General features: G+C 32.8%; 18 protein-coding genes and 19 tRNA genes. 4 read left to right on the top strand and 33 right to left on the bottom strand.

The annotated features are described in order from the left end of the window. Positions 1-160: 160 nt before the first annotated feature. From pflA to LGK95_RS05240, 3 genes are all read left to right on the top strand, one after another. The gene (gene pflA / locus LGK95_RS05250) at positions 161-886 is read left to right on the top strand and encodes a pyruvate formate-lyase-activating protein (protein ID WP_226122951.1); all 726 of its coding nucleotides are present in this window, start codon (positions 161-163) and stop codon (positions 884-886) included. Between the two features lie 309 nt (positions 887-1,195). Next, a complete protein-coding gene (locus tag LGK95_RS05245; RefSeq protein WP_226123234.1) occupies positions 1,196-1,708 on the top strand; it encodes a GNAT family N-acetyltransferase in 513 nt (170 codons plus the stop codon). A gap of 143 nt (positions 1,709-1,851) precedes the next feature. After that, complete coding sequence (locus LGK95_RS05240; protein ID WP_404814404.1) at positions 1,852-2,343, top strand: shikimate kinase; 492 nt, start codon at positions 1,852-1,854, stop codon at positions 2,341-2,343. A 409-nt stretch (positions 2,344-2,752) separates the two neighbouring features. Here LGK95_RS05240 and pyrE read toward each other — a convergent pair whose 3' ends face one another. The 30 genes from pyrE to LGK95_RS05090 form a co-directional block, all read right to left on the bottom strand. Continuing rightward, a complete protein-coding gene (gene pyrE / locus LGK95_RS05235) occupies positions 2,753-3,319 on the bottom strand; it encodes an orotate phosphoribosyltransferase (protein ID WP_226122947.1) in 567 nt (188 codons plus the stop codon). Between the two features lie 25 nt (positions 3,320-3,344). Further along, entirely contained in the window at positions 3,345-4,241 is an 897-nt protein-coding gene (locus LGK95_RS05230) for a dihydroorotate dehydrogenase (protein WP_226122945.1), read from the bottom strand. Then, positions 4,234-4,968 carry a dihydroorotate dehydrogenase electron transfer subunit gene (locus LGK95_RS05225; RefSeq protein ID WP_226122943.1) on the bottom strand — a complete coding sequence of 245 codons (735 nt, stop codon included), beginning with the start codon at positions 4,966-4,968 and terminating at the stop codon, positions 4,234-4,236. The genes LGK95_RS05230 and LGK95_RS05225 overlap by 8 nt, the downstream gene beginning before the upstream one ends. 35 nt (positions 4,969-5,003) lie before the next feature. Beyond that, on the bottom strand, positions 5,004-5,870 hold the full coding sequence (gene pyrF / locus LGK95_RS05220) for an orotidine-5'-phosphate decarboxylase (RefSeq protein ID WP_226122942.1): 867 nt from the start codon (positions 5,868-5,870) through the stop codon (positions 5,004-5,006). Positions 5,871-5,892: 22 nt separating this feature from the next. Continuing rightward, positions 5,893-7,110, bottom strand: coding sequence for a dihydroorotase (locus LGK95_RS05215; RefSeq protein WP_226122941.1), 1,218 nt, complete (start codon positions 7,108-7,110; stop codon positions 5,893-5,895). 89 nt (positions 7,111-7,199) lie between these two features. Continuing rightward, positions 7,200-7,634: an aspartate carbamoyltransferase regulatory subunit gene (locus LGK95_RS05210; RefSeq protein ID WP_226122940.1), complete on the bottom strand. Its 435-nt coding sequence runs from the start codon at positions 7,632-7,634 to the stop codon at positions 7,200-7,202. Beyond that, positions 7,634-8,560, bottom strand: a complete 927-nt coding sequence (pyrB, locus tag LGK95_RS05205) for an aspartate carbamoyltransferase (protein ID WP_226122939.1) — start codon at positions 8,558-8,560, stop codon at positions 7,634-7,636. Before pyrB ends, LGK95_RS05210 begins: the two co-directional genes overlap by 1 nt. A gap of 515 nt (positions 8,561-9,075) precedes the next feature. Beyond that, a complete protein-coding gene (locus tag LGK95_RS05200) occupies positions 9,076-9,336 on the bottom strand; it encodes a hypothetical protein (protein WP_226122937.1) in 261 nt (86 codons plus the stop codon). A gap of 174 nt (positions 9,337-9,510) precedes the next feature. Further along, positions 9,511-9,587 (bottom strand) — tRNA-Arg (locus tag LGK95_RS05195). Between the two features lie 52 nt (positions 9,588-9,639). Further along, positions 9,640-9,713 (bottom strand) — tRNA-Gly (locus LGK95_RS05190). A 5-nt stretch (positions 9,714-9,718) separates the two neighbouring features. Further along, positions 9,719-9,793 (bottom strand) — tRNA-Gly (locus tag LGK95_RS05185). Positions 9,794-9,834: 41 nt separating this feature from the next. Further along, positions 9,835-9,919: transfer RNA gene (locus LGK95_RS05180), tRNA-Leu, on the bottom strand. Positions 9,920-9,934: 15 nt separating this feature from the next. Then, positions 9,935-10,010: transfer RNA gene (locus LGK95_RS05175), tRNA-Lys, on the bottom strand. Between the two features lie 88 nt (positions 10,011-10,098). Further along, a tRNA-His gene (locus LGK95_RS05170) sits at positions 10,099-10,174 on the bottom strand. Between the two features lie 4 nt (positions 10,175-10,178). Next, positions 10,179-10,255 (bottom strand) — tRNA-Arg (locus LGK95_RS05165). 29 nt (positions 10,256-10,284) lie between these two features. After that, a tRNA-Gly gene (locus LGK95_RS05160) sits at positions 10,285-10,358 on the bottom strand. A 14-nt stretch (positions 10,359-10,372) separates the two neighbouring features. After that, positions 10,373-10,448 (bottom strand) — tRNA-Pro (locus tag LGK95_RS05155). A 12-nt stretch (positions 10,449-10,460) separates the two neighbouring features. Continuing rightward, positions 10,461-10,536, bottom strand: a tRNA-Lys gene (locus LGK95_RS05150). 4 nt (positions 10,537-10,540) lie between these two features. Further along, positions 10,541-10,617, bottom strand: a tRNA-Arg gene (locus tag LGK95_RS05145). Between the two features lie 33 nt (positions 10,618-10,650). Next, positions 10,651-10,725: transfer RNA gene (locus tag LGK95_RS05140), tRNA-Gly, on the bottom strand. Positions 10,726-10,757: 32 nt separating this feature from the next. Beyond that, positions 10,758-10,842 (bottom strand) — tRNA-Leu (locus LGK95_RS05135). Positions 10,843-10,857: 15 nt separating this feature from the next. Further along, positions 10,858-10,933 (bottom strand) — tRNA-Lys (locus LGK95_RS05130). A 4-nt stretch (positions 10,934-10,937) separates the two neighbouring features. Next, positions 10,938-11,012, bottom strand: a tRNA-Gln gene (locus LGK95_RS05125). 8 nt (positions 11,013-11,020) lie between these two features. Then, positions 11,021-11,096, bottom strand: a tRNA-His gene (locus LGK95_RS05120). Positions 11,097-11,100: 4 nt separating this feature from the next. Continuing rightward, positions 11,101-11,177: transfer RNA gene (locus LGK95_RS05115), tRNA-Arg, on the bottom strand. A 35-nt stretch (positions 11,178-11,212) separates the two neighbouring features. Next, positions 11,213-11,286: transfer RNA gene (locus LGK95_RS05110), tRNA-Gly, on the bottom strand. 13 nt (positions 11,287-11,299) lie between these two features. Next, positions 11,300-11,375 (bottom strand) — tRNA-Pro (locus LGK95_RS05105). 145 nt (positions 11,376-11,520) lie between these two features. After that, positions 11,521-11,991: a metallophosphoesterase gene (locus tag LGK95_RS05100; RefSeq protein WP_226122936.1), complete on the bottom strand. Its 471-nt coding sequence runs from the start codon at positions 11,989-11,991 to the stop codon at positions 11,521-11,523. Between the two features lie 107 nt (positions 11,992-12,098). Then, positions 12,099-12,695 carry an XTP/dITP diphosphatase gene (locus LGK95_RS05095; RefSeq protein ID WP_226122935.1) on the bottom strand — a complete coding sequence of 199 codons (597 nt, stop codon included), beginning with the start codon at positions 12,693-12,695 and terminating at the stop codon, positions 12,099-12,101. A 75-nt stretch (positions 12,696-12,770) separates the two neighbouring features. Further along, positions 12,771-12,926 (bottom strand): hypothetical protein, encoded by a 156-nt coding sequence (locus tag LGK95_RS05090; RefSeq protein ID WP_226122934.1) that lies wholly within the window; start codon positions 12,924-12,926, stop codon positions 12,771-12,773. 353 nt (positions 12,927-13,279) lie between these two features. Here LGK95_RS05090 and LGK95_RS05085 point away from each other — a divergent pair, with 353 nt between their 5' ends. After that, positions 13,280-14,659, top strand: coding sequence for a hypothetical protein (locus LGK95_RS05085; protein WP_226122933.1), 1,380 nt, complete (start codon positions 13,280-13,282; stop codon positions 14,657-14,659). 112 nt (positions 14,660-14,771) lie between these two features. Here LGK95_RS05085 and LGK95_RS05080 read toward each other — a convergent pair whose 3' ends face one another. The 3 genes from LGK95_RS05080 to pcrA form a co-directional block, all read right to left on the bottom strand. Further along, positions 14,772-16,370: a peptide ABC transporter substrate-binding protein gene (locus LGK95_RS05080; protein WP_226122932.1), complete on the bottom strand. Its 1,599-nt coding sequence runs from the start codon at positions 16,368-16,370 to the stop codon at positions 14,772-14,774. 220 nt (positions 16,371-16,590) lie between these two features. Next, positions 16,591-18,582, bottom strand: a complete 1,992-nt coding sequence (gene ligA / locus LGK95_RS05075) for an NAD-dependent DNA ligase LigA (RefSeq protein WP_226123233.1) — start codon at positions 18,580-18,582, stop codon at positions 16,591-16,593. 196 nt (positions 18,583-18,778) lie between these two features. After that, positions 18,779-21,061: a DNA helicase PcrA gene (gene pcrA, locus LGK95_RS05070; RefSeq protein WP_226122931.1), complete on the bottom strand. Its 2,283-nt coding sequence runs from the start codon at positions 21,059-21,061 to the stop codon at positions 18,779-18,781. Positions 21,062-21,165: the final 104 nt, after the last annotated feature.

Here is a 21,165-nt window from a genome sequence, read left to right as displayed (position 1 = left end):
AGTACTTATTTTTATAAGTACTTCTCAATTTATATAAATTTAACAAAGAATTTCATTTTATATTAAAGCAAAAACACTTTTGGTTTTTGTTTTAATATAAAATGAATATAAACAATTTTAACATAAAATTGTTTCATTCAAAGCTAAGGAGGAATTATATATGGTAAAAGGTAAAATTCATTCTATCGAAAGCATGGGACTAGTTGATGGTCCTGGAATAAGAGTAGTAGTTTTTTTTCAAGGTTGTAAATTAAGATGTGCCTATTGCCATAATCCTGATACTTGGCAATTGAATGGCGGAACAGAAATGACGCCGGTTGAAATTATCGAAAAAATTGTTCGCTTTAAGCCATACTTTAATAGATCCGGTGGAGGAGTTACTTTCTCTGGTGGTGATCCATTACTTCAGAGCGAATTTCTGCTTGAATGCTTAAAATTATGTAAGCAAAACGGCATTCACACAGCTCTTGATACTGCTGGTTTCGGTGATGGCAATTACGACGAAATATTAAAATATACGGACTTAGTTCTTTTAGATATAAAACATACAACTAATAAGGGTTATGTTGCACTAACAGGAAAAAGTGCAACAGACGTTAATTTATTTTTACAAGCATTAAGAAAATCTAAATCTAGAGTTTGGGTAAGACATGTTGTTGTACCTGGACTTACAGATTCAGAGGACCATATAACAAAACTTGCAAAAATTATTAGTGAGGAAGTACCTAATTTAGATAAAGTAGAACTTCTTCCCTATCATGTTCTAGGTGTTAGTAAATATGAAGCTTTATCTATCCCTTATAAATTAAAAGGTGTAGAACCGATGGATAAAGATAAAAATAATGAGCTTCAAACATTAATAAATAATTTATTAAACATCAAATAATATGAAATCCAATAAAAAAAGTTATCTACATTGTTTTTAGCAAGACGCTCCATATATAAATAGAAAGGCATAAGATCATATAAATCTTCTGCCTTTCTATTTTTTATTCTGTATAATTATTTCAAGGATATTAAAAAATAATATATACACTCTATTAGCAAAGTGTTTTATTTCAAAAATATAGATTACATGTTATAATTCCATAATCCCATTACATATAATGTATATCGTGGAAATACGCTTGATTGAACATTGTAATCAAACTACATACTGTACTAAACAAATCAAAGGAGGGGTTTTGTGATATTTATGTTGATTGATCCAAAACTTGAAATGGAAAAAGAATATAATAATTATATAGTTGAATGGGAAAAATCAGGAGAAGAAATAATCCCATACGCATCGAGAAAGAGTATGGTCAATTATGAATATTTAATTAATTGTTGGAAAATCCAAAAAACCAATAAATCATATGAAGATGGCTTTGTTCCAGCATCTCTATATTTTTTAATTGATGAAAATATGAAAATTTATGGTGCGTTACATATTAGGCATGAATTAAATGATTTTTTACTAAATTATGGCGGACATATAGGATATGGAATAAGGCCTTCTGAACGTAAAAAAGGCTATGCTACGAAGATGCTTTCACTATCATTATCATTAGTGAAACAATTAGGTATTAAAAAGGCGTTGGTTACTTGTGACAAAACAAATATAGCTTCAGCAAAAACTATATTAAATAATGGTGGAGTATTAGAAAATGAAGTTATTGAAGATGGGGAAGTAACTCAAAGATATTGGATAAATATTAAATTTTAAAGGACTCTGTGACTTTAATTAACTGCGTCACAATTGTAAAATATTTCAGAGTAATGTTTATATTTGAGAAAAGAGGTGTTGTTTTGAAATTAGTATTTTTAATTGGAGATACTGCTGTCGGTAAAATGACAGTTGGACAGGCATTGACCAAAATTACGGATTTTCGGTTATTCCATAATCATGTAATTATTGAACCTGTAATAGAGACATTTGGATATTTTTACGGAAAAGCAATAACACGAATGAGGGATGTTATTTTTGAGGAATTTTCTAATTCTGATTGTTACGGATTAATTTTCACATATATGTGGGCATTTGACCAGCAATCCGATTGGAATTATGTAGAACATGTCTGTGACATTTTTAGAAAACATAGTGCCGATATATATTATGTGGAACTTGTTGCACCTCAATCTATCAGACTACAAAGGAATGCTACTGAAAATCGTTTGAAACACAAAGCAACCAAAAGAGATGTTGAAACGTCAAACCTAAGACTCATTAATGATGACAACAATTATCGTTGTGTCAGCAATGATGGCGAAATTCCATTTGAAAATTATATGAAAATCGACAATTCCAATCTTCCAGCAGAAATGGTTGCAAAGATGATAAAAGAACGATTCGACTTATAATATCTTAGAATATAAATATTAGTTATACTTCGCAATTTTCATATATTATCACTCTTCGTACATTGATTAACTAATTAAAATGTGTGAAAGTAAGTAACTTGCTGTAGAAATAATTTTTAATACATTAAATCATAAAAGCTTATCTTGAAATACATTGCAGCGAATTATTTCTTCTTTTTCCATAGAAAATGCTAACAAAAGTATATATTGCGCAGAATGCATTCGAACAAGCCTTAGTAACTCTTAGTTTATTTAAGCTTAAGTTGCGTAAATAAAAATGCATGTTTGAGTGAAACGAGTTTGCATTTTTCAACAATTTAAGATGAAACAAATTTTAGAATTAATTAGCGAAGTGAGCGCATTTTAGCAATATATACTTTTAGTTATAGCATTCTCTAAGAAAAAAAGGTTATTTTATATTTCTGCTTCCTGGTTTTATATAAGGTGTTCCACTTTTGCAAAGTGGGCATTCTGCTGGATCAAAACTTTCAATGTTTAGCTTTATAGCACTGTATATAGGATAATCGATAGTGCTGCTTCCTCTATCCACTATGCAACATATGCCAACTACTTCCGCTCCAAGTTCTTTCAAGACTTCTATTGTTTCTAAAGAAGATTTTCCTGTAGTTACTACATCTTCTGTAATTAAAATTTTCTGACCTTTTTTAATTTCAAAACCACGACGTAGTTCCATCTTGCCGTCTACTCTTTCAGTAAATATAGCTGGTTTTCCAGTTTGTCTACCTACTTCATAAGCTACTATTATTCCACCCATAGCCGGTCCAACTACTACATCAAATTCTATATCTTTTATCTTATCAGCTACTACGCTTAACACTTTCGCTGACTTATCTGGATATTGAAGCAATCTTGCACATTGGCAATATCTATTGCTGTGTCTTCCTGATGATAACAGAAAATGTCCCTCAAGTAGTGCCTTTGATTCTTTTAATATATCTAAAACATTTATATTCATATAATCTCCTCCAATTTTAAGTTTCCTATATAATTCCTCTAATCTCACTTAAATCTTTAATACCTTCTTTTATCATGTAATTCTCAATTCCTTCTATTATATCAATGCAAATATCTGGTTTTATGAAATTGGCAGTTCCAACTCCAACTGCTTGTGCACCAACCATTATAAATTCTATAGCATCTTCAAAGGTCGATATGCCACCCATGCCTACAACTGGTACGTTCACTGCCTTGCATACTTCATGAACCATCCTAAGTGCCATCGGTTTTATAGCCGGCCCTGATACCCCTGCATATATATTGTTAAATATTGGTTTGCGTTTATGTATATCTACTGCCATGCCTTTAAATGTGTTAACTAAAGACAATGCATCTGCTCCAGCTTCGCAGCATTTATATGCCATATCTACTATGTCTTCAGCGTTAGGTGATAACTTAACCATAAGAGGTTTCGTGCAAATGCTTTTAACCTTACGTACCACGTCATATGCTACCTTTGACTTTATTCCAAAAGCCATACCTCCGCATAATACATTAGGACAAGATATGTTTAATTCAATTATATCTATAGCCTCATTATTTAATTTTTCTATTGCAGCCATATATTCCTCTACAGTGCTGCCCCCAACATTTGCAATTATAGCCGTGTTATACTTGATCATCCCTTTAAGTTCAACATCTATGTATCTATCAATACCTGGATTTTGAAGTCCTACACTATTTAGCATCCCTCCGCGAGATTCATAAACTCTTATCCCATCATTACCTTGTTTTTCACTTATCGTTAGACCCTTACCTGATATGCCCCCAAGTCTTGCAATATCAAAATACTCTTTATATTCTTCGCCAAATCCGAAAGTTCCAGATGCAGCTATTACAGGATTTTTTAAAACTACACCACATAAGTCTACTTTAGTCATTAAATATCAAATCCTTTCCGTCAAACACTGGACCATCCTTGCAAGTTCTCTTGTTTCCACCCTTTGTTTTACAAGTACAGACAAGACATGCACCTATTCCACATGCCATATGATTTTCCATAGACACATATACTGGCACTTTTACATCATTGCACATACTTATAACTTTTTTCATCATAATTTCTGGTCCACAACAAATAACAGTTTCATATTTTTGTGGATTTATTAAATCTGTTACATATCCCTTGTGACCAATTTTACCACTTTCTGTGGATAAATTAATATTTTTTACATATTTTTCCACAGTATCCACAGAATAATCCACAGCTTTAAACCCGGCAAACAAATCTATATCACAACCCGTAAGCTTTTTAATTAAATAAATAAGTGGTGCTATGCCAATTCCTCCAGATACGACAGCAATCTTGCCTTTAATTTTTTCAACATCAAATCCATTTCCTAAAGGCCCCATTATCTGAAGTTCATCATTTTTGCGAAGGTTACTTAGATGTTTTGTGCCTTGCCCTACTATTTGGTATAAAAAGCTTATTTTCTCATCATCTACATCATATACGCTTATTGGTCTTGGTAGTATCGGCTCTAAGTCTCCAACCTTTAACATGAAAAACTGACCTGGCTTCACATCAAACTTGCCCTTTATAGAAAGCTTATACACGCCCTCACTTATTAAAGTATTTTCATATGTCTTCGCGACTAAGCATTTCAAATAAACTCCTCCAGTATTTTAATAGAAATCATATATTATTTACTAGCTGCTTTTCTTATATCATCTCTCATTTTTATTGCCTCTGCTCTAGCACACTGTTCAAAATGACTTGCACCATTCTCAACTTTTTTATATGCAAGAAGAATACTTCTAGAAGCATTTACAACTCCACCATTTCCATCTTTTAAATATATAGCTACATCTTTCGCTGCGCCACCTTGTGCCCCATACCCAGGTATCAAGAAAAACATCTTTTTAAGATCTTGCCTCATCTTCAAACCTTCATCTATATGAGTACACCCAACAACTCCCCCTACAGAGCTATAACCGCATTCTCCAATAAATTCTTCACCAATTTTTAATAACTTTTCGCCTACAATATCGTATACTTTTTTATTTTCTTTATTCTCTATGTATTCTATATCCTCTGCACCTTTGTTTGAAGTCCTTACTAGTGAAAATAACCCTTTTTCATTATTTTTTACATAGGGAAGATATGGCTCTATACTATCCATACCCATATATGGGTTAACTGTTATGAAATCACTTTCAAAATCTCCTTCAAAATGAGCTTTAGCATACATTTGTGCTGTTTTAGCAATATCTCCTCTTTTAATATCTGCGATTGCTAAACATCCCTTGCTTTTTATATAATCTAATGTATCTTTATATACTTTTAAACCTTTTAATCCAAGAGCTTCATAATATGCTATTTGAACCTTATAACAAGCTGATACATCGCAAGTCGCATCAATTATCATTTGATTAAATCTATACATTGCGTGTTCATCATGCATAAACTTATTTCTAAATTCCACCGGCAAATATTCTAAATCTGTATCTAGCCCTACGCATACATGACCGTTTTTTTCTACACTTTTAAATAATCTATCTATAATCAATCATTTTCACACCTTTGCCATTTTATTTGCATATCCACTCATTGCTATCTTCTGCTTTAGCTTTAAAAATTATTCTACCTGCCTTAATAGTGCACATTACTCTGCCCGATACTGTCATTCCATCGAATGGGGAATTAACACCTTTAGATAAAAACAAGGATGAATCAATTTTGTATTTAGATTTAGTATCTAAGAGCACTAAATCTCCGTCAAACCCTATCTTAATTTCGCCCTTGTTAAGTTTCATAATTTTAGCTGGGTTCTTCGACATTAATTCAGAAAGTTTATTTATAGTAATATGACCCTCTCCTACCAATTTAGTGTAGCACACAGGAAAGGAGGTTTCTAGACCTGATATACCAGGAGCCCCATTTAATTTATCTTGGGCACTATGTGGTGCATGGTCAGTTGCTATAACATCCACAAAACCATCTTGCATAGCTTTTATTAGAAAATTTACATCCTCAGTTTTCCTTATAGGTGGATTAACCCTATACTTTGTTTCCTCAGTTAATGCTATATGATGCGGCGTAACCTCGCAGGTTATTCGTCCTCCCTGCTCTTTACCTTTTATAACATCATCCATTGCCTCTTTTGTACTTACATGAGCTAAATGAAGCCTGCAACCCGTAAATTTTGATAAGGATATATCTCTCCAGGTCATCATATTCTCAGCAAGTCTTGTGTCTATTTCTACTAATTCCTCATTTTCGGCATGGGATATAATTGTTAAGTTCTTTTCTTTAGCTGCAATCATTGCTTCTAGCATTACACGGCTGTTAGAAACACCCTTACCATCATCTGATATAAATCTTACTGCAGTGGTTAACTTCCATAAATGATCTATAGATACTCCTAATAAATCTTCTGTAATAGATGCACATTGATGAATGTCTACTAGATTAATTTCCTTGGATTTCTTAAGCACCCTATCTATTATATTCATTGAGCTACATACAGGTTTTGTATTTGCCATTAGGTTTATTGCAGTATAACCACCCCGAACCGCTGCCCTGCTTCCTGATAACAAGTCCTCTTTATATGTATATCCCGGTTCTCTAAAATGACTGTGAAGATCTACAAAAGAAGGTGCTAAAATATACCCCTCTCCGTCTAATACCTCACAGTCTTTTTCTAATTCTTTACCTATTTCATAAATTATACCTTTATTTATATAAACATCGCCAATAAAATCCTGTGATGAATCAACTACTCTTGTATTTTTTATTAATAATTCCATTAATTTATCATCCTTTCACACTATATTAAGATTTTCATTTATAATTAAATCTTGTTCAAACTATAAACAAGATTTAATTATGTGTTTTATTATGATATATTATTATGGTTATTAATCTCATCACAGTACATACACCTATACTCGCCCTTTTTTCTATTAGATAAATAGAAACTATGTTGAATTTCTTGTTCAGTAGACGTGATGCATCTTGGGTTACTACATTTTATTACATTCTCAATTTTATCAGGTAAATTTAATTTAATTTTACTTTCAATTTTTTCTCCAGTTATTATATCTATAGTTATGTTAGGATCTATAAAACCTAAAACTGTAAAATCTATATCAATTTCATTTTCTATTTTAATTATATCTTTGCGACCAAGTTTACCACTAGGGGCATTCATAATAAGTGCAACTGTAAATTCAGCCTTATCTAAACCTAAGTAGTTGAATATTTTAAGTCCTACACCAGCTTTAATATGATCTATTACTATTCCTCTTTGTATACTATTTATCCTTACCATTATTTATCTACCCCCAAAAGTTTAGCAATAAGTGCCATCCTTACATACATACCATATTTTGCTTGTCTAAAGTAACACGCCCTCGGATCGGTATCTAATTCTACAGCTATTTCATTAACTCTAGGAAGTGGATGAAGTATTATCATATCTTTCTTAGCTTTTGCCATTTTTTCTTTGTTTAATATATAAATATCTTTAAGTCTTACATAATCTTCTTCATTAAAAAATCTTTCCTTTTGAACTCTAGTCATATACAAGATATCAAGATCTCCGATAACATCTTCTAATTTTTCAACCTCGCTAAACTCCATATTATTTTTCTCAAGTACTTCTTCTTTAATGTATTTAGGAATTGTTAATTCGTTTGGTGAAATCAGTATAAACTTTATATTTTCATATCTTGACATGGCTTTTATTAATGAATGAACTGTTCTACCAAACTTTAAATCACCACATATTCCAATAGTTAAGTTTGATAATGTTCCTTTAATGTTTCTTATAGTCAAAAGATCAGTTAGCGTTTGAGTTGGATGTTGATGACCGCCATCGCCTGCATTTATTACTGGCATTTTAGAATTCATAGCCGCAACTTTCGCAGCTCCTTCTTTCGGATGCCTTATTGCTGCAATATCTGCATAACATTCTACTGTTCTAATAGTATCAGCTACACTTTCTCCTTTTGATGCCGAACTTGACGTTGCCTCAGAAAAACCTAATACCTCTCCTCCAAGCCTTAACATTGCTGCTTCAAAGCTTAATCTTGTTCGTGTACTTGGTTCATAAAATAATGTTGCCAAAATCTTTCCATCACCTATATGAGCATAATTCTTAGGATTTTTAATTATCTCATCTGCATAATTAAAAATCTCCTCTAATTCTAGTAATGATAAATCCATTGGGTCAATCAAATTTCTTCCTTTTAACATATTATATCCTCTCCTTCTCAGCCTCTCCGGACTAAATTTAAAGGTACTACAGTACTTTTAATATTAAATTATTCTACACACAAAAAACGCCATCTCTTTTGCGAGAAGGCGTAGTAATTACACTTTAAGCATCTACTTCCTTCTCGGTCTCTCGGACCAAATTAAAGGTACTTTATTATTATTCTTTCATTAATTCTACTATATATTTTAGTAGCTGTCAACACAATTGTATCCCCTATTAAAAAACTGAGAATTCCAATAATAATGTCCACATACTACAAACCACCTTTAATTTACCTTCTATATTCTACATTTAACAAACATTCCTCCAAAATTCAGATTATTTATTTTAAAGTGTGGATGCTTTGCAAAAAACATTAAGGCAACGGTAAATTTTATATTATTGCCACCTCAATGTTTTATAATTTTATGTTTTCAAATTCTAATTTGTCTTAGTAGCTTGTGAACTGTTAAGCATAGTTTTAACTGGTGCCCCCAAAGGGGATCCTGACCCACTATTTAAGTACTATCTTCTCATAAGATTCCTTATCCTTCTTTGCGCTGAAAATAACATAACATAATCTTTTAGTCGCAAGTAAATTAACTTCTTCTTCCATCATTCCATAATTATTTGTAATTGTATATTTAGTATTGTATTCCCCAGATGCCCTCACTATCTTTGAGTACAAAGCAATTCCACTTGAAGTTAAATAAACCACTAGGATAAGGCCACAAATTAATTTCTTAACTATTTTAATAAACTTTTTTCTTGGCATTTGCAAGCTCCTATTTAATGCTTATAACCTATTATATGCAAACACTTTAATACCACCTCTTAATTAGCACTTACTAGAAGGAATAATTCCTCTTATTTTTTATACTTTTCTAGTGGGGAAAATAAAAATATAGCAAGGTTTACATTTCTGTAAGCCTTGCTATATCAACGTTTATGGTGCGCCCAGAGGGAGTCGAACCCACGACCTTCAGATTCGAAGTCTGCAACTCTATCCAACTGAGCTATGGGCGCATAATAAAACAATTTTTAAAAAGTCTTTAGTATAAATACTAAAGACTTTTATTGGAGCGGGTAGAGGGAATCGAACCCTCGTAATTAGCTTGGAAGGCTAACACTCTACCATTGAGTTATACCCGCATAGTTGGAGCGGGAGACGAGATTCGAACTCGCGACGTTCACCTTGGCAAGGTGACGCTCTACCACTGAGCCACCCCCGCATATATGTTTCTTACAATAGTAATTTACTTGTAAATAGTAATGGTGCAGGTGAAGGGAGTTGAACCCATACACCCGAAGGCGCTAGATCCTAAGTCTAGTGCGTCTGCCAATTCCGCCACACCTGCATATTATTACTATTTTGGTGGCTTACCGGGGAATCGAACCCCGGACACCATGATTAAAAGTCATGTGCTCTACCAACTGAGCTAGTAAACCATATTGTTGTAAGATTATAGATTGAATCTGTTCATGAATAATTAAAGAGTCTAATGCTTTACTTTTATTATAAAGTCTAACTCTTAAATGGGGTGGACGATGGGACTCGAACCCACGACAACCAGTACCACAAACTGGCGCTCTACCAACTGAACTACGTCCACCGTATGGTGCGTCTTAAGGGATTCGAACCCCCGGCCCACGCCTTAGAAGGGCGTTGCTCTATCCAACTGAGCTAAAACCGCATATACTCAATAATATACATTAAGATGTTTGGAGCGGGTAGAGGGAATCGAACCCTCGTAATTAGCTTGGAAGGCTAACACTCTACCATTGAGTTATACCCGCATATTATATTATAATGGTCGGGGTGACAGGGATTGAACCTGCGACCTCATGGTCCCAAACCACGCGCGCTCCCAGCTGCGCTACACCCCGGCATTTATAAAATGGTGCGACATCGGGGTCTTGAACCCCGGACACCCTGATTAAGAGTCAGGTGCTCTACCAACTGAGCTAATGACGCATATTGGTGTGTCTTAAGGGATTCGAACCCCCGGCCCACGCCTTAGAAGGGCGTTGCTCTATCCAACTGAGCTAAAGACACTTAATAATTTGAATATGTATATAATAACATATTTGGAGCGGGAGACGAGATTCGAACTCGCGACGTTCACCTTGGCAAGGTGACGCTCTACCACTGAGCCACCCCCGCATATATGTTTTTTCTTAAAATTAAATAGTAATTGGTGCAGGTGAAGGGAGTTGAACCCATACACCCGAAGGCGCTAGATCCTAAGTCTAGTGCGTCTGCCAATTCCGCCACACCTGCATATTATTACTATTTTGGTGGCTTACCGGGGAATCGAACCCCGGACACCATGATTAAAAGTCATGTGCTCTACCAACTGAGCTAGTAAACCATAATGGCTGGGATAGCAGGATTTGAACCTACGAATGCCACAGTCAAAGTGTGGTGCCTTACCGCTTGGCGATATCCCAATTGTAAATGGGGTGGACGATGGGACTCGAACCCACGACAACCAGTACCACAAACTGGCGCTCTACCAACTGAACTACGTCCACCATATGGTGCGTCTTAAGGGATTCGAACCCCCGGCCCACGCCTTAGAAGGGCGTTGCTCTATCCAACTGAGCTAAAGACGCTTATATATTAATACCTTATTATGCATTAATATATTTGGAGCGGGTAGAGGGAATCGAACCCTCGTAATTAGCTTGGAAGGCTAACACTCTACCATTGAGTTATACCCGCATATTAATTTTAGTGGTCGGGGTGACAGGGATTGAACCTGCGACCTCATGGTCCCAAACCACGCGCGCTCCCAGCTGCGCTACACCCCGATATACATTAAATACCCATAAAAACACATTTAATGACCTAAATTAACTCTTTCCTCATAACCATTCAAATTTAATGAATTTTTCTGACGACATGGATTATTCTACACCATATATATTAATACGTCAATACTTTTTTAAAATTTTACTAAAACCTTATTATTTTTGGCTCTATGACCTCTTCATCGATGCTTATAATAGCATAGCTCCGAGCTCCATCTCTTGGAAGTGATGCACTACCAGGATTTATGTACCATATACCTTCTTCATAATCTATTTTAGCAATATGTGAATGCCCGTACAAAACTATACTAGCCCCTGTTTCTAGAGCCTTATATCGCAATTTAGACAAATTCTCTTTTACACCATATCTATGTCCATGTGTTAGAAATATCTTTTTTCCACAAATCTCTCTTACAAGGTCATTAGGAGTACTTGTAGCAAAATCACAATTACCTTTTACATTAATTATTTCTCCCTTGTAATGCTTTTGTATTATTGGTACATCCTCTACATTATCTCCTAAGTGAATTAACACATCTAATCCCTTTATCTCGTCCTCTAGTCTCTCTATGCTACTAATAATCCTATGTGTATCACTTATAACACCTATGCGCATTTAAATTCACCCTCTTCATCAATTAAATACATAGCACCCTTTTTCTTAGATGCCGCCTAATAATTATCTCTTCTATTCAATTACATCCACTATACTAATTACATCTTCTATATTAATTTTTCAAGCTCACTTTTTAATTTATTTAACGCCATTCCTCTATGACTAGTAGTATTCTTTTCTTTATTGCTCATTTGTGCGAAGGTTTTGTTATATTCTTTTACAAAGAACAATGGATCATACCCAAACCCCTCATCACCTCTATATTCAGCTGTGATTATCCCCTCTACCTCTCCTTGAACTTTTATTATATTATCTTCATCAACTATAAGTACCATTGCACAAACAAATTTTGCTTTCCTTTGTTCATCCGCTACGCCATCTAAAAGATATAGTAATTTTTCATTATTTGCTTTATTGTTTCCATGTTCCCCAGCAAACCTTGCTGACATAACACCTGGAGCGCCATTCAATGATTCCACGGCTAAACCTGAGTCGTCGGCAAGTACCATGTTTCCGTCAGCTATTTTATGAATTTCACTAGCCTTTATGTATGCGTTGTCCATAAATGTACTTCCAGTTTCCTCTACATCAATATTAATATTTGCTTCTTTTAATGATACTACTTCAAAAGGGAATTGTGATAAGATTTCCCTGATTTCTATTATCTTATGTTCATTGTTGCTAGCAATTATTATTTTTTTCATATTTATCCCCCTCGTATCTCTGTTTAGTAGATAATAATTAATAGTTATTCATCGCTACTGTTAACTTAATTAAATTTATATACTAAATAATTCATCTCTAGTAGATGGCAAAACATCTTTTTCAATATTATCTATTACTAATATGCCTCCACCGTCAGTTATATCATGCATAGAATTAACGCCAAATTCTCCTGCTATACAGCCTCCCTTAACAACACTAATACTATTCACATAGTCTTTAGCCGTCTGTGTCTCTTTGTGGGTTAGAATGCCTGCTACCCTATCTAGATGATCGTTGACTATAATTGAGGTTCCTTACATGCATAATGATTTAGTAACAATTATTTCATCGTAAAGCTTCGCTCCTGAAGTTGCAACTGCTCTTTTAACTTTACCTTTGCCTATTGCAGTATTCTTACGTCGCTTCTGACAACACTTTTATTGTTATCAATTATCTGTTTCAAGTCATCCCAACTTAGTTTTCCAACCTTCATTTAAATTCTTCCTTTCTAATTTCACAAAACTAGCACATTTTATTGATTCTAATCATATTATCTATATAAGGATTAATATATGGTGGTGATATGTTGAATTTTTTAGGACCTTTTTTAAGAATCAATACATTAAACAAAAATAACATAAAAAATCAGTTTTTCTACTTATCAAAAGAATCATTAAGGGATATAGTTTTTAACTCCAAATGCGGGGTATATATTCCTGTACGCGATTTAAACTCTAAATCTTTTTCTAAGATTGATATTAACACAACTAAATTAATTTCTCCACTTTTATGTGTCTACAAAAAAGCAGATGCAAAATTAAAAATGAAAGAAGGCACTTTAAATTGGAATGAAAGCAAGGTAAAGAAAGAAATAACTATTAGCAGCAATGCATTTATGACCCTGTCGCTCTTAGAATTATCAGATTATTACAGTAGTTTTAGAGACGTTGATGATAATAAATATGCTCTAAGCTCTCTTTATCTTACGTTATGTAAAGAACAGTTAGAATTTTATGCCTCTTATTTTCGTAATAAAGATGGGTTATTTGTTGACAAAAAAGATTTAACTGATCCTATGCAAAAGGAATTTACTTTTGAAGATAAAAACAACAAATTTAAGTTCTCAGATCAAGCTTTTATGATGGTCGCTTACTTTAAATATTCTTCTTATGATAAAGGTGAACATGAATACGAAAAATTTTCTCTGGATATCTTAGATATGTTTACCCAATTTAAAGAAGAAATTTACAACGTCTCATTTGAGGAACTTAACAAGATATGCTTAGCTCTAAACATTTTTTATAAGTACTCAGGCTCCGAAAAATGCGAGAACCTATTGTTAGATTTTTTAGATTTACTTGTCGAACAATACAATACTAAACCAACTTTAATTATTAATGCTAAATTAGATCATTCCTGTATGCTTTTTATAAACTGCACACTTATGTATAATAATACTTCTATCCTTAAATTCAAAGATACTAGTGATGATTTATATGAAAAGCTTTCAAAATTATATGATAGTGAAAAAGGTATTTTGATAAAGGAAAGCGCTGAAAAAGAGATAAACTATACTTCAGATGAACTCGTACTATACATGTATAGCCTAATTTTATATTCTGATTTTAATAACGTTGAAGATAATTCACATATGCTTCAAGATATTTTCAAACATCAAATTTTAGACACTGGTATAATACTAAGTTGGCCAGATTCTCCCCCATTAGATGACGCAGAACATTATAGGAATTTTTCACTAAGATCCGATGATTTATTACATGACGATGATTTTAGAATGCCGGAAGTACCAACACCTGATAATAATGAGTTAGCTTCTGTATTTGTTAAAAGTATGGTATACAATAAACGAAAAGAAAGCTTTAAACAAAGTAAGTCATCATTTGACAGTAGCAAGAATATGTTTATATTTTTCTTAACCACATTTTTTAGAAATCAAGAATAAGATGATTTAAGATTTTTTCTCATATTATGCTATAACAAAAAGTATATATTGCTTAATGCTGTTAATGCATTTCAGGCAATATATACTTTTATTAGCATACAACATGATACACTTATTTTACAACCATATTATTGTCTTTATATGCATAATCAAATATTAAGTTTCCACTCTTAGTAGTATATATGTCTTTAATATTTTGTTTCTTACAGATAACTGTATTCGCAATGTACACTGGTATACACGGCAAGTCTTTAGCAAGTATTCCTTGTGCCTTATTATAGATTGTTATTTTTTTACTACCATTATTCTCATTCAATGCTGTTGCTATAGCTTTATCATAATCCGTACTCTTATATCCGTATATGTTATCTTTTGAATTTGCTGTCCATTTAGAAAAGAACTTATAGACATCCCCATATTCTTCATCGTTCTTTGAAAATACTATATCATACTCACCTTTTGCAAGTACCTTCTTAAGTTCATCTTTTGTATATCCAATGCATTCTACATTTAGGTCTAAATATTCTTTAATGTTTTTAGCTATCTCATTGCTTATTTTAGTATCAAAATTTTCACTTTCATATACCATAACTAAATCTTGTTCTTTATTATATTTACTGTTACGTAAATATGCCTTCCCTTTAGCTTTGCTTCGAGATGCATTAAAAATCAGTTTAGAACTATTGTCACTTGAATTAATAAAAGGTGTATAACTCATTGTTGGAACAGCCAAATCTTCTGCTACTGTTTCTATAATTAGATTTCTATCTATTATTGAACTAATTGCACTCCTAAAGTCTATATCTACAGTAGCTTTACTATTTAAATTAAAATTCAAATAATACATACTCTGTGTTGGTTTAACTTCTGTTTTCTTTTCCTTAGTAAGGGCACTTACTTCACTTATTGGCGGACTTACAAGTATATCAATTTTTGAAGAATCACTTTCACCTGAGGTTTCAAAATCGGCTAAAGCTTTCTCTTCATCATCTATTGAAGTAAATAGCATCTCATTACTTACTATTTTACTGGATCCCCAATACTTTTGATTCTTTACAAGTGTTATTTCTCCCTCTTTATTTACGTCTTTTATAATAAAAGGACCACTATATTGAATTTCACCGTAGCTTTCTTTCCAGTTTTTCATATTCAAATTGTCTTCTCGTAAAGTAAAAATCGGATTACTAAGAGTTTTTACAAAGTAATCATTAGGACTATTCAGCCTTATTTGCAATGTTAAATCATCCTTTGCAAAAATGCCAACCTTATCAAACCCTGTTTTTCCGGAACTGAAATCCTTAGCTCCGAATATACAATATAATTGATCTGCAAAGACATTTTCTTTTTCTAATAGGATATCATGAAAAAGTCTTACAAAATCTGTAGCTTTTATTTCTGAGCCATCGCTATAATGTAAATTTTTTCTTAGTTTAAAAGTATACTCTATTTTATCTTTTGAAGTTTCATATTTTTCAGCCATAGCAGGCACAATTTTTCCATCTTTATCTTCCCTTACTAATCCTTCAAATAAGGCTAATAACAAATCTTTTTCGCGAATGTTATCGTTATCTATCATCAGCAAATCTGATGGCAATTTTCCTAAGTTATACACTAGATATTTTCTAGATGTTGAAGGTTTTACTTTCTTTTGAATACATCCGCATCCTAACATCGTTATAAAGATTAACATTATACATAATAACTTTTTCATACTTACCCCCATCTTAGGCACAATTAAATAAATAACAAATAAGTATCCTAGTTTATTTTCGTGTGCCTTATTAAAAGTATTAACTTTTAATAAGTGAAATAATCAAATAAATAATAAAATGTTGAGAAGTTTTTTACTTCCTATATATGCTGAAAAAGAAATATTGGACCTTAACATAAAAAAAGACGCCATCTGACGTCTTTTCTTTACCAATTATATATTACAACATATTTACTAATTCTTCTTCAGATATAACTGTAATTCCTAACTCTTGAGCTTTTGTAAGCTTACTTCCGGCATTCTCTCCTGCTAACACGTAACTTGTTTTCTTAGATACAGAACCTGCTACCTTTCCTCCGTGATTCTCTATCATTACTATAGCTTCATTTCGCCCCATGGAAGTCAATGTTCCAGTTACAACGAAAGTTAACCCATCAAACTTATTATCTTCGCTATCAGTGTCCTCTACAGCCATATTAACTCCATAATCCTTTAACCTATCAATTATTTCTCTATTTTTATTATCTTCAAAAAATTTAAGTATACACAAGGCACTTATTTCACCTATATCGGAAACGTTTTGTAAATCTTCCAAAGACGTATTTTTCAACTCTTCAATAGATCTGTAATGCTTCATTATACTTTTTGCTGCTACCTTCCCAATATTTGGAATTCCAAGTCCTGTCAGCAGTCTTTGTGCTTCATTTCCCTTTGACTTATCTATAGCATCTAGTAACTTATCTGTGTTCTTTTCTTTTCCAATTATACCTTGCTTTATAAGTTCATCGCGATAATTAAACAAAGAATATACATCTGCAATATCTTTGATATATTGTAAACGAATAAGTTCCTTAACATATGCGCTGCCGAAACCTTTTATGTCCATAGCATTCCGACCAACAAAATTAATAATGCGTCTTTCTAATTGCGCCAAACAATTAGGGTTTATACATTTGATGTCAGCAGTATCTTTTTCACGGACAGTAGGTGTTCCACATACCGGGCATATGTCCGGTATTTTGAATTTATTTGTTCCTTCAAAACGTTTTTCTTTCACTACGCCCTTAATCTTAGGGATAATCTCTCCTGATTTGTATACAACAATTATATCTCCAATCCTTATATCTAAATCATCGATAAAATCTTGGTTGTGAAGAATTGCTCTGGATACAGATGTTCCGCATAAACGAATCGGCTCAAATATTGCTGTAGGAGTAATTCTACCGGTTCTTCCTACTGATACTTCAATATCGATTAATTTTGTTTCTTTTTCTTCCGGAGGGAATTTATAAGCTATAGCCCATTTCGGAACTTTTGAAGTATTTCCAAGTTCTTTTCTATCTTCCAAATTATTAATTTTAATAACAACTCCATCGATATCGTATGCTAAGTTGCCTCTTTCCTCGGAGGTAGCCTGGATAGCATTCCACACTTCATCAGCTGTTTTACATTTTACATAATTCTCAATAACTTTTACACCTTGTTTTTTTAACCATTCATAACTTTCGGTATGTGTTTTAAATTCAATTCCTTTGGTATCTTGAACATTAAAAATAAATAAAGATAATTCTCTTTCCTTTGTTATTTTACTATCTAACTGTCTTAATGTACCTGCAGCACAGTTTCTAGGATTGGCAAATATCTTTTTCTCTAATAACTCTTGTTGTTCATTAACCTTGTTAAACGCTTCAGTAGACATGTATACTTCACCACGAATTTCGAGATATGGAATTGGATCTTTCAGTTTCCGTACAACATCCTTAATTACTTTAGCATTTTCAGTAACATCCTCACCTTGAATAATTCCATCACCTCTAGTTACAGCTACTGTTAATTTACCATCTACATACCGCAGGGCCATTGACAAACCATCAATTTTAAGTTCAACAATAAATGTTGGATCATTCAGTTGTTCTATCATTCTATTTACATAAGAATAGATGTCTTCTTTTGTAAATACGTCTTGCAAGCTAAGCATTGGTACATTATGTTTTACCAATACCCCTGCTTTTCTTTTAACACCTCCACCTACTATTAGGGTTGGTGAATCTAGGGTAACAAGTTCTGGATGCTCCTTTTCTATTGCTTTAAGCGTAAGCATTAATTGATCATATTCATAATCAGATGTTTCTGGATTATCTTGGTTGTAATATCTATCACTATGGTATTTAATTATAGTTTTTAATTCATTAATCCTATCTTCTACACTTATAATTATCATATCTTATTCTCCCATCCCGCAACTTTAAGGCACTTGAAATAAAATGACTAGCATTTTCCTAGTTATTTTATCCAATATGCCCTAATTGCATTCACTATACACAAGTTGCATTCGTAATGCACAAGCTGCATTCATCGTACATCCAAATAAATAACAAGTAATCATGCTAGCCCTATTCTCATTTACCTTATATTATTTCTAGTGGTGCTTTATCTAATATTAACTTTTTTATTCCCATGTTATCAAATGCTATTGAAACCATAGTGTCACCGCTCGAATCAGAAGTTGACACTATAGTACCTACTCCGAATTTACTATGCCTAACTTTTCTACCTACTGTAGCTTCACTATGCATAATGCTTTGAGTCTCAGTTAAAGTATTCCCACCACTTGCGCCTTGCTCACCTATATTACTTCCATGCGACGTAGCTGATACGTAATCTTGTGGTGCCGTTTTACTTAAAAGACCATGAGGATTAAATTTATGTGAATCCTTGCTGTTTTTTCTCTTTAACACCTGCACACTTCTGTTTTTTCCTCCTCCAATAATTTCCTTTAAGTCTGGAGATATTTCGCTGATGAAATCTGACGGTTGATACCCTACATTTCTGCCAAATACCATTCTGCTTTCTGCAGAAGTTATATAAAGCTTCTCTTCTGCTCTCGTTATAGCAACATAGCATAAACGTCTCGATTCTTCCATTTCAGTAGGGTTATTAATAGAAGACATACCTGGGAATATCCCATTTTCCATACCTACCATAAATACCACTGGAAATTCTAGCCCTTTTGCGCTATGAACTGTCATCATGCCTACAGTATCTACTTCCTCATCAGGATTATCAGTTGTTGAACCTAAACTTACTCCTTCTAAAAATGTCAAAAGTGATTTATCTTCTGAAGTTTTTTCAAATTCTACAGCATCAGATACTAATTCCTTTATATTTTCTACCCTGCTCTCGTCCTCAGGTTCTTTAGAATTTTCTAATTGTTTCATATATCCTGTATCCTCTATTATAGTTTTAATTAATTGAGATACAGTAACCTCTTCATTTTTAGCCATAAAGTTATTCATGAGACTTACAAACTTACTTATAGATGATTTATTTCTAGTAGTCAGTGTAGGTATAAATTCTACATCTAAAATTGCACTATATAAACATTGATCTATCCCATTAGCAAATTCTTGAATCTTTTGAATAGTTGCATCACCTATATTTCTTTTAGGTACATTTATAATCCTTTTTAAGGCAATATCGTCAAGCGGATTATTAATAAGCTTTAAATATGCCATGATATCTTTTATTTCTTTTCTATCATAAAACTTCAATCCTCCAACTATCCTATATGGGATTAAATGTTTTCTGAAACTTTCCTCAAATATACGTGATTGGGAGTTCATCCTATATAAAATTGCAAAATCCTTATAGCTCCGACTTTTATCAGCCCCCATTAATGTCTTAATCTGGTTAGCTACAAAATTAGCTTCATCCCTATCTGTAAATGCTCTATATAAATTTATCTTCTCTCCACAATCTTTTTCAGTCCTTAGAGCTTTATCTTTTCTTTGAGAATTATTTTTTATTACCTCATTTGCTGCCATAAGTATGTTTGCTTTAGATCTATAATTTTGCTCGAGTTTTACAACCTTAGCCTTTGGATAATCTTTTTCAAAGTCTAAGATATTAGTAACATCTGCACCTCTCCAAGCATAAATACATTGATCATCGTCTCCAACAACGCATATATTTTCTCTCTCATCTACTAAAAGCTTTATAAGCTCATACTGTGCCTTGTTTGTATCTTGATACTCATCCACCATAATATATTTGAATTTCGAATGATAAAAGTCCAAAACTTCCTTATTCTTTCTTAGCAAATCCACTGCTTTAAAAATCAAGTCATCAAAATCTAATGCATTATTACCTTTAAGTTTTTTTTGATAAAGAAGATAAACATCAGCAATTTTATTCATTCTATAATCACTTTCATTCTCTTTTTTGTATCTATCTGGAGAAATAAGTTCATTTTTAGCATTAGATATTTTATTTAAAATTTCTGAGTCTGTTAAATCTTTTTCATTTATTTCAAGTTGTTTCATGCATTGTTTAATCAGACTCTTTTGATCATAACTATCATATATAGTAAAATTTTTATTATATCCTAGCTTGTCTATCTCCCGCCTTAAAATTCTAACACAACTAGAATGGAAGGTAGAAATCCACATATTATCAGCTACTTTGCCTACTAAGGAGCGTACTCTATCCTTCATTTCACCTGCTGCTTTATTCGTAAAAGTTATAGATAAAATTTGTGATGGATATATAGCTAAATCTTCTATCATATGTGCAATTCTATAAGTCAGAACTCTAGTTTTTCCAGAACCCGCGCCAGCTAATATGAGCAACGGCCCATTAACTGTTATTGCAGCTTCGCACTGCTCTTTGTTTAACAAACTTTCTAAATCCATGAGACCACTCCTTATATATTATATTAATACTAGATTTCCTAGCATTACTTTAGATCTATAATAATTACTACTACGTCACTTTATATCATAAACATACCTTTAAT

The organism is Clostridium algoriphilum (genome assembly GCF_020443705.1).
In the GTDB taxonomy this organism is placed as follows: domain Bacteria; phylum Bacillota; class Clostridia; order Clostridiales; family Clostridiaceae; genus Clostridium_AD; species Clostridium_AD algoriphilum.
Note: the sequence above shows the minus strand (reverse complement) of the source record. Positions and strands in the feature narration are given on the sequence as shown.

Bases quoted from the DNA above. Each gene is read 5' to 3' on its own strand.
- pflA (WP_226122951.1), top strand. From the start codon at position 161: ATGGTAAAAGGTAAAATTCATTCTATCGAAAGCATGGGACTAGTTGAT.
- LGK95_RS05245 (WP_226123234.1), top strand. From the start codon at position 1,196: ATGTTGATTGATCCAAAACTTGAAATGGAAAAAGAATATAATAATTAT.
- pyrE (WP_226122947.1), bottom strand. From the start codon at position 3,319: ATGAATATAAATGTTTTAGATATATTAAAAGAATCAAAGGCACTACTT.
- LGK95_RS05230 (WP_226122945.1), bottom strand. From the start codon at position 4,241: ATGACTAAAGTAGACTTATGTGGTGTAGTTTTAAAAAATCCTGTAATA.
- LGK95_RS05215 (WP_226122941.1), bottom strand. From the start codon at position 7,110: ATGGAATTATTAATAAAAAATACAAGAGTAGTTGATTCATCACAGGAT.
- LGK95_RS05210 (WP_226122940.1), bottom strand. From the start codon at position 7,634: ATGGTAAGGATAAATAGTATACAAAGAGGAATAGTAATAGATCATATT.
- pyrB (WP_226122939.1), bottom strand. From the start codon at position 8,560: ATGTTAAAAGGAAGAAATTTGATTGACCCAATGGATTTATCATTACTA.
- LGK95_RS05200 (WP_226122937.1), bottom strand. From the start codon at position 9,336: ATGCCAAGAAAAAAGTTTATTAAAATAGTTAAGAAATTAATTTGTGGC.
- LGK95_RS05100 (WP_226122936.1), bottom strand. From the start codon at position 11,991: ATGCGCATAGGTGTTATAAGTGATACACATAGGATTATTAGTAGCATA.
- LGK95_RS05095 (WP_226122935.1), bottom strand. From the start codon at position 12,695: ATGAAAAAAATAATAATTGCTAGCAACAATGAACATAAGATAATAGAA.
- LGK95_RS05085 (WP_226122933.1), top strand. From the start codon at position 13,280: ATGTTGAATTTTTTAGGACCTTTTTTAAGAATCAATACATTAAACAAA.
- LGK95_RS05080 (WP_226122932.1), bottom strand. From the start codon at position 16,370: ATGAAAAAGTTATTATGTATAATGTTAATCTTTATAACGATGTTAGGA.
- pcrA (WP_226122931.1), bottom strand. From the start codon at position 21,061: ATGGATTTAGAAAGTTTGTTAAACAAAGAGCAGTGCGAAGCTGCAATA.